The sequence below is a fragment of the Candidatus Zixiibacteriota bacterium genome (genome assembly GCA_040753495.1).
Classification (GTDB): domain Bacteria; phylum Zixibacteria; class MSB-5A5; order GN15; family PGXB01; genus DYGG01.
Map to the genome: position 1 here is coordinate 24,366 of JBFMEF010000141.1, position 9,481 is coordinate 33,846.

A 9,481-nucleotide genomic window follows, 5' to 3' on the forward strand; every position below is an offset into this window, starting at 1 on the left:
GCTATGCCCCTCGATAAGAAAAAAGTTCTGAAAAATATCTTCGGATGGCTTATCGCCGGACTGATTTTCTATATCCTCTTTAAGACCATTTATAGTCATCGGGCCGAGCTGTCGCAGTGGAAATGGCGTATCGACTGGTTTAATGCGGTCGTTTCCATTGTTACCTTGATGGCGGCATATCTCTGCGGAAGCCAGGGATGGCGCGCTGTCATTGCCGGCTTCGGAATCAAAATTAAACTGCATGAAGCGTTCCGGGTGGTCTATCTGGCGAATCTGGGACGGTATATTCCCGGCAAGGTCTGGCAGGTGGTCGGGATGGTCGGTCTTGCCAAGGAAGTACAAGTCCCGCCACAGGTGGCGCTGGCTTCGTTTGCGCTGGTGCAGGGGTACGCCCTTCCGGCCGCCTTTCTTCTGATACCGGCGACGCTCGGGCTGGATGCCCTTCCCAAATCAATGGAGGTCATGCGGAATATCCTGTATATATTTATGTCCGCCACAGTTCTTTTGTTTCTCTTCCTCTTCTTTAAGCCGGATGGTCTCAATTGGGCGCTCAATAAAATTCTGAAACTGTTCAGGCAGGAACCGGTGAAGTACCGTCCCAGCCTGCAGAACCGTCTGGAGATCTTCCTCTGGTATCTTCTCAACTGGACCCTCTTTGGTATCTCTTTTCATTTCTTCCTGCGGGCGCTTCTTGCCGACACCAGCCTCCCGTTTATCTATTCCACCGGCGCCTATATCACGGGCTATATTCTGGGATATATCGCCTTTCTTTCGCCGGCCGGCCTGGGAATTAGGGAGGGGGTTCTTTCGGCGGTGCTGGCGGTGAAACTGGGGGGACCGCTGGCGGCATCGATTGCGATTATCAACCGTGTCTGGATAACCATCGCCGAAGTGATTATTACGCTTCTGGCGCTGGGGACATACCGGCTGAAGAAGCACAACAATCCTCTTTAGAGAATAAGCAAGAGGATGCGTTTGGTCCTGTCTCCGCCGGGGACGGATTCCAGGACGTTTAAACCGTCTCACCTCAGTCAGGTCTCAGCCTGCGAGACCCTCATCTCCAATCCTCTTTACCCCCAACATCTTATCTTTGTCCCAATTACAATGCCTTCCAAAAACATTGGTATCATAGACAAAATCGGTAAATGTTCCGCTCCTGTCAAAATCCTGTAAAATCTTATAATTTATCCATTTATCCCATTGCCGAAATGCCGAAAAATTGTTATAATTAGAGGCTTATAAATTAAGATAAAGGAGTCCAAGCATGTCTATCACGCTCAAAGATAAAGCCCTCATCGGATTCTCCCCGCTTCCTGACAACGAAGTCTTTGATATCGAAGATATCTACGGCGCCAAGCATTACCGTCGCCTCAAAACAGTCGTTCGCAAAACTCAGGGCGCCTGGCTTTACACCCAGGACGGCCGCAAAATTCTTGACTGCCTCGCCGCTTACAGCGCCGCCAACCCGGGGCATCATCATCCCAAAATTGTCGATGCCCTTATCCGGGCCTTGCAGGAAAATTACGCCTCGGTCATCTCCAATGTGGTCTTTACCGATGTCCTGGCGCTATTCCTCAAGAAGGTCGCGGAACTGGTGCCGCAACTCGGTCCGCGGTTCGGCAACAACGGTAACAAGGTGCTTCCGAAAAACGGCGGAGTCGAGTCGGTAGAGACTTCCATTAAACTTGCCCGCTATTACGGCTGGAAGGAAAAAGGGATTCCGGATGGCAAGCAGGAGATAATTGTCTTCGAGAACAACTTCCATGGCCGGATGATTACCATTGTCTCTTTCTCGACCAGTCAGAAATACAAAGAAGGGTTTGGACCGCTTACTCCCGGTTTCAAAATCGCCCGTTACGGAAGTCTTGAAGATACCGAAAAACTGATTACTCCCAACACCTGCGCCATTCTGGTTGAACCGATGCAGGGTGAGGGGGGAATGTATCAGCCGCCGCAAGGTTTCCTGAAAGGGCTCCGCGAACTGGCTGACAAACACAATCTTCTCCTGATTTTTGATGAAATCCAGGTTGGCTTGGGACGGACCGGCAAACGGTTCTGCTTTGAGCATGAAAATGTTATCCCCGATGCCGTCGTTCTCGGCAAAGCGATAGCCGGCGGGATGGTGCCGGTGTCGGTGATGGTCACCAACCGGGCTCTGATGGATAAAGTTTTCCAGCCGGGACATGACGGCTCCACTTTCGGCGGATACCCGCTTGCCTGCGCCGCCGGAATCGCCGCTCTCGACGTAATGGTGGAGGAGCGTCTGGCGGAGCGCGCCGCCGAGACCGGCAGAATCCTAAAGAAAAGAATCCTCGATATCGCCGCCCGCAGTTCGCATGTCAAAGAGGTGCGCGGTGAAGGGCTCTTTATCGGCATCGAGATGAAAAACGGCGACGCCATGGTGTACTGCGAGAAACTTCTCCAGCATGATATGCTCTGCAACGACAGTCATCACCACACCATCCGGATTTCGCCCCCGCTTATAATTAACGATGATGAGGTCGATTATATCGCCGACCGTCTGGAAAGGGTCCTGGTAGGATAATTTATCCAACCGAATCGCCGGTTGGTTTGTATAAATAAAGAACCCCTCTTAGTATACCCGATGCGCCCTGTGACGAAAGTCGCAGGGCGTTTTTTTGTGCAAAGAAAGATAGTAAGCGACTGAATTATAATAATTTGGAGAAAATATTGGATTAATGGAACCAAAAATGATATTTTTCGTTTTATTTCAATATAATTCTTTACTTTTTTGTAATGATTTTGTATAATAGGTTGGAAGTTAACTGAGGAACTGTATATGAAAGTAACGGCACTTGAAGAATATGGGCTCCGCTGCATGATTCTTCTGGCTAAAAGTAATCAATCGATGACTCTTCCGGAAATCAGCGCTAAGGAAGGGTTGTCGTTGCCCTATGCCGGCAAACTCCTGATGATTCTCAAGCAAGCCGGGCTGGTGAAGGCGGTCCGGGGACGGCGCGGCGGGTATGTTCTCTCTAAACCGTCGCAGGAGATTACCCTCAGCGAGATTTTTGCCGCCCTGGGGGAGCCGGTATTCGGGCCGACCCACTGCGAGCGATACAGCGGTGACGGCGATTGCTGCGTACATACTGAAGATTGCACGGTTCGCGATGTCTGGGGCGCTTTCAATGAATTTGTCAGCGGCTATCTGGACCGGGTCAATCTGGCGGAACTGGCCAACGGGAAAAAAGAATTGAAAATCAACTCCGATGCAAACCCGGAAGAACACAAGTCAATCAAACCGGAGAATAACATCTTAAATTCATAGAGGAAGCGATGAACGAGAAAAAAGTAATTTTTGACTTTAAGAATATCCATGTCGAAGTGGAAGGGAAAGAGGTTGTTAAAGGTGTTACCCTGGAGATGCGCCAGGGGGAGAAGCATGCCCTGATGGGTCCTAACGGCTCCGGCAAATCAAGCCTTGCCAACGCCCTCGCCGGGCATCCCAATTACACCATAACCAAGGGTGAAGCCTATATCAACGGAAGAAATCTTCTGGAGATGGATGCCACCGAGCGCGCCCGGGCGGGACTTTTCCTTGCCTTCCAGTATCCCCTGGCGATACCGGGGGTGACGGTCGCCAATTTCCTTCGTTCCGCCTTGAAATCGAAATACAACGGCGATGAAAATATCCTGCGGGATTTCCGCAAAGAACTCACTGATAAATTCCAATCGCTTGATATCGACAAAGCCTTTGCCACCCGTTATCTGAATGACGGTTTCTCCGGCGGCGAGAAGAAGCGGATTGAGATTCTTCAGATGGCAATGCTCAAACCGCAGGTTTGCCTCTTGGATGAAACCGACTCCGGGCTTGATATCGATGCCCTTCGGATTGTCTCCCAGGGGATTAATCATTATGCCCCCAAAGACGGCGCGGTTCTTCTGGTGACCCACTACCAGCGGATGCTCAACTATGTCAAACCGGACAAGGTGCATGTGATGATGGCCGGGCAGATTGTCCGCTCCGGCGGACCGGAACTTGCCCTGCAACTGGAAGAGCAGGGTTACGACTGGATCGAAAAAGAAGTAATGAAAGCAGTCGAGGTCTAAAATGGAAGAAACTCAGAATAAGAATGCCCAGGTCATAGATATCGGCGACAACTACGCCGAAAAGTACGGCTTCCGTGACCCGGAGGAATATTTCCATAAAGGGGCCAAGGGAATCAGCCACGAAGTGGTGGAGATGATTTCTCGGATGAAAAAAGAACCGGACTGGATGCGCGATTTTCGCCATAAAGCGCTCGATATTTTCTATTCCAAGCCGATGCCGAAATGGGGCAATACGGAACTTCTCAACTCCATCAACTTTGATGATATCTATTACTATATCAAGCCGATTGAAGCCCAGGGGAAGTCGTGGGACGATGTCCCCGAATATATCAAGAAGACTTTCGACCGTCTGGGGATTCCGGAGGCGGAGCGGAAATTCCTTGCCGGGGTAACCGCCCAGTACGAGTCAGAGGTGGTCTATCACTCTTTCAAGGAAGACCTGGAAAAGCAGGGGGTGATATTTCTTGATATGGATAGCGGCTTGCGCCAGCATGAGGAGATAGTCAAGAAATATTTCGCTACTGTCATTCCTCCCCATGATAATAAATTCGCCGCTTTGAATTCGGCTGTCTGGTCGGGCGGGTCGTTTATCTATGTGCCGCCGGGACTTGATGTCAAAATTCCGCTTCAGGCATATTTCCGCATCAATGCCGAGAATATGGGGCAGTTCGAGCGGACGTTGATAATTGCCGATAAAGGCTCGCGGGTGCATTATATCGAAGGATGTACCGCGCCGGTCTATTCGACCAACTCGCTCCATTCGGCCGTAGTGGAACTTCTGGCGCTCGACGGCGCCTATATTCGTTACACCACTATTCAGAACTGGGCGCATAATATTTTCAATCTGGTGACCAAACGGGCGGTGGCGCATAAAAACGCCACGGTGGAGTGGGTTGACGGGAATATCGGCTCCCGTTTGACCATGAAATTCCCGGCCGTCTATCTGGTGGGCGAAGGGGCAAAGGGGGAGATTCTCTCTATCGCGTTTGCCGGAAATGGCCAGCATCAGGATGCCGGCGCCAAAGCGATTCATGCCGCGCCCAACACCAGTTCCCGCATAACATCCAAATCAATCTCCAAAGGCGGTGGAAGAGCCTCTTATCGCGGTCTGGTGAAGGTCTATCCCAACGCCACCAAAAGCAAAGTTTCGGTGGAATGTGACGCTCTCTTGATTGACGGCGCCTCTCGCTCCGACACCTATCCCACAATGGAAATTGATGCCGACGAGGTCCGGATTGAGCATGAGGCGCGAGTCAGTAAGGTCGCCGAGGAGCAGATTTTCTATCTGACCAGCCGCGGCTTGACTGAAGATGAAGCCCGTTTGCTCATCATCAACGGCTTTATTGAACCGTTCACCAAAGAACTTCCGATGGAGTATGCGGTGGAATTGAACCGTTTGATTGAACTTGAAATGGAAGGGTCGGTAGGGTGATGAATATAACTACAGATACTACCACAGTTGCAAAAGACAGGATAGATTTCAGGCCGATTCAGACTAATGAACCGGAATGGATTTACCGGCTTCGCAAGAACGCCTGGGAGAAATATCTTGAGCTTCCGCTTCCGGAAAGAGTCCAGAATATCTGGCGGTACACCGCGCCGGAATCTTTCTTGGCTAAGAATATTGACGCTTTGATGAACCTTTATCCGGTCGTGCCCGATGGCAGCAACGGCAAACCGTATCCGGTTACGCCTGAGTATGCCGCTATCGGCTACAATCTCGATAATCGGATGACCGTGACCAAGCTGACTCCGGAGACTTCCGCCAAAGGGGTAATCTTCAAAGATATCTACTCGGCGCTTCGCGAGAACGAGGGATTTGCCGGGCGCTTTCTGGGGAAACTGGTCGGCTCTTCATTCGGCAAATTTGAAGCCCTTAATCTCGCCCTGTGGAATACCGGCTTCTTTCTTTATATCCCGGATAATACTGTTATCGAGAAACCGATTCTGATGAACCGTCACCCCGGCGGTCAGTTCACCATGGGACGGTTGCTGGTGGTGGTCGGGCGGAATTCCGAAGTTACCGTTATCGATGATTACGCTGGCGAATGCCGTCTGGAAGACCCCTCGGCAAACAGCGTGGTTGAAATTTTTGTCGGGGACTCCTCGCGGGTGCGTTATGTTAACCTGCAGCGGCTCTCTTCGAAATGCACGTCTTACATTACCCAGCGCGGACAGGTGGAGACGGGCGGCTCCCTCTATTCGATATTCGGCGCTATGGGCGGTTCGCTTTCCAAGGTCAATGCCGGGACGATTCTGAACGGCAAAGGCGCTGACAGCCGGATGTACGGCGTCCTCTTCGGCGACGAAGCCCGGCATTTCGATTATCATACTATGCATCATCATAAGGCAAGCGAGTCGTTTTCCAATATCGATTTTAAAGTAATTCTGAAAGATAAAGCCAATTCCGCCTATACCGGGCTTATCAGAATTGAAAAAGAGACAGCCAATTGTGAAGCCTATCAGGAGAACCGCAATCTTCTCCTGAATAAGGGAACGCGGGCGGAATCGATACCGGAACTGGAGATTCTCGCCGACCAGGTGCGCTGCACCCACGGCGCCACTATGGGACCAATCGACCCGGAGATGCTTTTCTATCTGGAGAGCCGCGGTGTGGCGCGCTCCGAGGCGGTCAAAATGATTGTTGGCGGCTTTGTCGAACCGACCATCAGCCAGATTCCCTCCGACCTGCAGCCGCTATTGCGCAATCTGGTCTTGGACAAACTGGGGAGCGAATTATGATAGGGCAATATCTGCGGCTCTGCGGCGAGAAAGAACTTGCCGAAGGGCAGATGCGCGAGTTTCATCTCAACGGCAAAGATATCATTCTGCTCAAAGTTCAGGGGAAATTTTACGCCCTCGACAATCTCTGTACCCATGACGGCGGCGACCTGAGCGGCGGTGATATAATTGACGGCGAAATCGAGTGCCCCCGTCACGGCGCCCGTTTCAATATCCAAACCGGCGCCGCCACCCGTTTTCCGGCGGTGGTCGGTATCGGCACTTATGACGTCAAAATCGAAAATGGTGAAATCTATCTGGCTCTGCCGGAATAAGGGGTCGCATGATGAAATCGCATCGTCAAATCCTTGACCTCAACGGCAGTGTGCCGTCAGTGTCGCCATTTGACCCGGAACGAATCAAGCTCGATTTTCCGATCTTCTCCCGCACTGTTCACGGCAAGCCGCTGATATATCTCGATAACGCCGCCACCACCCAGAAACCGCAAGCGGTGCTGGACGCCATCGAGAAATATTATTCTTATCAGAACGCCAATGTTCATCGCGGCCTGCATACCCTTGCCGAAGAAGCCACCGCGGCATACGAAGCGACCCGCGTCAAAGTGGCGGAGTTCATCGGCGGCGTCAGACCGGAAGAAGTAATCTTCACCCGCAACGCAACCGAAGCCATCAATATCGTGGCGCAATCCTGGGGAGAAGCAAATCTCCGTCACGGCGACCGGATTGTTATCACCCAGATGGAGCATCATGCCAACCTTGTGCCGTGGCTTATGCTGAGCCGGAAAACCGGCGCGGAACTGAAATATATAAGAATCACCGGAGAGGGTCTTCTTGACCTGTCCGATATCGATGAGATTATAAATTCGCGCACGAAGATTGTCGCTATGACGCAGATGTCCAATGTCCTGGGGACAATCAATCCGGTGGAGGAGATCATTGAAATCGCTCATAAGAAAGGGGCGGTGGTCCTCGTCGATGGCGCCCAGTCGGTGCCGCATCTGCCGGTCAATATCGGTGCGCTAAATGCTGATTTTCTGGCTTTTTCCGCCCATAAGATGCTCGGTCCCACGGGAGTCGGCATACTTTTTGGCAGGCAGGAATTATTGGAAAGAATGGAGCCGGTTACTTACGGGGGAGAAATGATAAGTGATGTCCGCTTTGAATCGGTCCGCTGGAATACTCTTCCCTGGAAATTTGAAGCCGGCACTCCCCATATCGCCGGCGCGGCGGCGTTCGGCGCCGCTCTGGAATATCTGAGTAAACTGGGCATGGAGAATATCCGACGGCATGAATTAGAGTTGACGGCGTATGCGCTCGATAAGCTTGCCGCTCTCGATTTCATTAAAGTTTTTGGACCCAATGACGCAGATAAGAGGGGGGGAGCGATTGCCTTTGCCGATAATGATATCCATCCGCATGACCTTGCCACTTTCCTCGATACCCTCGGGATTGCTGTCCGCGCCGGGCATCATTGCGCCCAGCCGCTGACCAAACTTCTCGGCGTCAGTTCCACCACTCGCGCCAGCATCTATATCTACAATACCGCTGACGACATTGACCACCTTGCAGCCGGGCTCAAGGAAGCCAGAAAGTATTTTCGCTATGTCTGACGAACTCGACAGCCTGTACCGCGATATTCTGATGGAGCATTACAAATTTCCCCGGGGCCGAAAAAAATTGGAGCATGCCGATATCCACAACGAAGGGCAGAACCCTTCCTGCGGCGACGAATTGGAAATGGAACTTCAGCTTGACGGCGACAAAATCAAGGATATCTATGTCAGCTGTGTCGGTTGCGCCGTCTCGGTGGCGTCCGGCTCAATGCTGGCCGATACCATCAAGGGGAAAACTCTGGATGAAGTCAAGAAAATCGCCGAGACTATCCGCAAGATGCTCAAAGGGGAAGATATCCCCGACCATATCGACCTGGGGGATCTGGAATCGCTGCGCGGAGTCAAAAAATTCCCGGTCCGAATCAAGTGCGCTCTTCTCTCCTGGACCACTCTTATCGATGCCCTTGCCACCAAAGAGCAGGGGGTGAAGACCAACATATCTACTACGGAATAAAGAATGTCTCTCACCCGCGAATTGATTCTTGAGAAACTTAAGCCAATCGAAGACCCTGAAATCGCTCTGGGGGTGGTTGACCTCGGATTGATCTATGATGTCGAAATTGTTGACAATAAAGAGGTCAACATCACCATGACCCTGACCACCCCGGCCTGCCCATACGGTCCAATGCTGGTGGAGCAGGTGGAAAACGCCGTCAAAGCGGTCGAGGGAGTCGAGAAAGCCTCCGTTACGGTCGTCTGGGACCCGCCCTGGAATCCGGCTGAGATGGCCTCCGATATGGCGAAAGATGTCTTAGGTATCTGGTAGGGTGTCATTCTTCCGGCAGCTTTCTTCCACTCGTCTGACATATTCATCGGCGTCAAACTTCCGCTTTAGCCCGGCGGCATTCATGTACCGAATATTCCCGAATACCGGTCGCTCTTTCCAGGGTCTGTCATGCTTGCCGAAACACCATGCCACCCCGGCGTAACCGTTCGGGTCGCGCCCATCGAGCGCATATTTGTCGTTTAAGTAAATCGCAGTCTGATATGCTTCCTCCGGCGTTGCGGTCCATTCCAGAATTTTCTTCCCCCAGTACATTCGCATATATCCCGCCA

At 51.8% G+C, this 9,481-nt stretch carries 11 protein-coding genes; 10 read left to right on the forward strand and 1 reads right to left on the reverse strand.

The window, feature by feature from the left end; all coding sequences use genetic code 11:
* The first annotated feature begins 3 nt into the window (after nt 1–3).
* The 10 genes from AB1690_09355 (at nt 4) to AB1690_09400 (ending at nt 9,191) form a co-directional block, all read left to right on the forward strand.
* Nucleotides 4–954 (forward strand): lysylphosphatidylglycerol synthase domain-containing protein, encoded by a 951-nt coding sequence (locus AB1690_09355; GenBank protein ID MEW6015518.1) that lies wholly within the window; start codon nt 4–6, stop codon nt 952–954.
* Nucleotides 955–1,264: 310 nt separating this feature from the next.
* The gene (locus AB1690_09360; GenBank protein MEW6015519.1) at nt 1,265–2,545 is read left to right on the forward strand and encodes an aspartate aminotransferase family protein; all 1,281 of its coding nucleotides are present in this window, start codon (nt 1,265–1,267) and stop codon (nt 2,543–2,545) included.
* A 255-nt stretch (nt 2,546–2,800) separates the two neighbouring features.
* Nucleotides 2,801–3,289: an Rrf2 family transcriptional regulator gene (locus AB1690_09365; GenBank protein MEW6015520.1), complete on the forward strand. Its 489-nt coding sequence runs from the start codon at nt 2,801–2,803 to the stop codon at nt 3,287–3,289.
* Between the two features lie 8 nt (nt 3,290–3,297).
* Entirely contained in the window at nt 3,298–4,071 is a 774-nt protein-coding gene (sufC, locus tag AB1690_09370; protein ID MEW6015521.1) for a Fe-S cluster assembly ATPase SufC, read from the forward strand.
* Between the two features lies 1 nt (nt 4,072).
* The gene (gene sufB / locus AB1690_09375; protein MEW6015522.1) at nt 4,073–5,503 is read left to right on the forward strand and encodes a Fe-S cluster assembly protein SufB; all 1,431 of its coding nucleotides are present in this window, start codon (nt 4,073–4,075) and stop codon (nt 5,501–5,503) included.
* Nucleotides 5,503–6,813 (forward strand): Fe-S cluster assembly protein SufD, encoded by a 1,311-nt coding sequence (sufD, locus tag AB1690_09380; protein ID MEW6015523.1) that lies wholly within the window; start codon nt 5,503–5,505, stop codon nt 6,811–6,813. Before sufB ends, sufD begins: the two co-directional genes overlap by 1 nt.
* Nucleotides 6,810–7,127, forward strand: a complete 318-nt coding sequence (locus tag AB1690_09385) for a non-heme iron oxygenase ferredoxin subunit (protein ID MEW6015524.1) — start codon at nt 6,810–6,812, stop codon at nt 7,125–7,127. Before sufD ends, AB1690_09385 begins: the two co-directional genes overlap by 4 nt.
* Before the next feature lie 11 nt (nt 7,128–7,138).
* A complete protein-coding gene (locus tag AB1690_09390) occupies nt 7,139–8,422 on the forward strand; it encodes a cysteine desulfurase (protein MEW6015525.1) in 1,284 nt (427 codons plus the stop codon).
* The gene (sufU, locus tag AB1690_09395) at nt 8,415–8,879 is read left to right on the forward strand and encodes a Fe-S cluster assembly sulfur transfer protein SufU (protein MEW6015526.1); all 465 of its coding nucleotides are present in this window, start codon (nt 8,415–8,417) and stop codon (nt 8,877–8,879) included. Before AB1690_09390 ends, sufU begins: the two co-directional genes overlap by 8 nt.
* Nucleotides 8,880–8,882: 3 nt before the next feature.
* On the forward strand, nt 8,883–9,191 hold the full coding sequence (locus AB1690_09400) for an iron-sulfur cluster assembly protein (GenBank protein ID MEW6015527.1): 309 nt from the start codon (nt 8,883–8,885) through the stop codon (nt 9,189–9,191).
* Here the strand turns inward: AB1690_09400 and AB1690_09405 are convergent.
* The coding region (locus tag AB1690_09405; GenBank protein ID MEW6015528.1) for a deoxyribodipyrimidine photolyase at nt 9,177–9,481 on the reverse strand (305 nt) is incomplete at its 5' end. The genes AB1690_09400 and AB1690_09405 overlap by 15 nt on opposite strands.

What these genes read in the sequence shown, in the direction of transcription:
- AB1690_09355 (MEW6015518.1), top strand. Translation starts at nt 4, where the DNA reads ATGCCCCTCGATAAGAAAAAAGTTCTGAAAAATATCTTCGGATGGCTT.
- AB1690_09360 (MEW6015519.1), top strand. Translation starts at nt 1,265, where the DNA reads ATGTCTATCACGCTCAAAGATAAAGCCCTCATCGGATTCTCCCCGCTT.
- AB1690_09365 (MEW6015520.1), top strand. Translation starts at nt 2,801, where the DNA reads ATGAAAGTAACGGCACTTGAAGAATATGGGCTCCGCTGCATGATTCTT.
- sufC (MEW6015521.1), top strand. Translation starts at nt 3,298, where the DNA reads ATGAACGAGAAAAAAGTAATTTTTGACTTTAAGAATATCCATGTCGAA.
- sufB (MEW6015522.1), top strand. Translation starts at nt 4,073, where the DNA reads ATGGAAGAAACTCAGAATAAGAATGCCCAGGTCATAGATATCGGCGAC.
- sufD (MEW6015523.1), top strand. Translation starts at nt 5,503, where the DNA reads ATGAATATAACTACAGATACTACCACAGTTGCAAAAGACAGGATAGAT.
- AB1690_09385 (MEW6015524.1), top strand. Translation starts at nt 6,810, where the DNA reads ATGATAGGGCAATATCTGCGGCTCTGCGGCGAGAAAGAACTTGCCGAA.
- AB1690_09390 (MEW6015525.1), top strand. Translation starts at nt 7,139, where the DNA reads ATGAAATCGCATCGTCAAATCCTTGACCTCAACGGCAGTGTGCCGTCA.
- sufU (MEW6015526.1), top strand. Translation starts at nt 8,415, where the DNA reads ATGTCTGACGAACTCGACAGCCTGTACCGCGATATTCTGATGGAGCAT.
- AB1690_09400 (MEW6015527.1), top strand. Translation starts at nt 8,883, where the DNA reads ATGTCTCTCACCCGCGAATTGATTCTTGAGAAACTTAAGCCAATCGAA.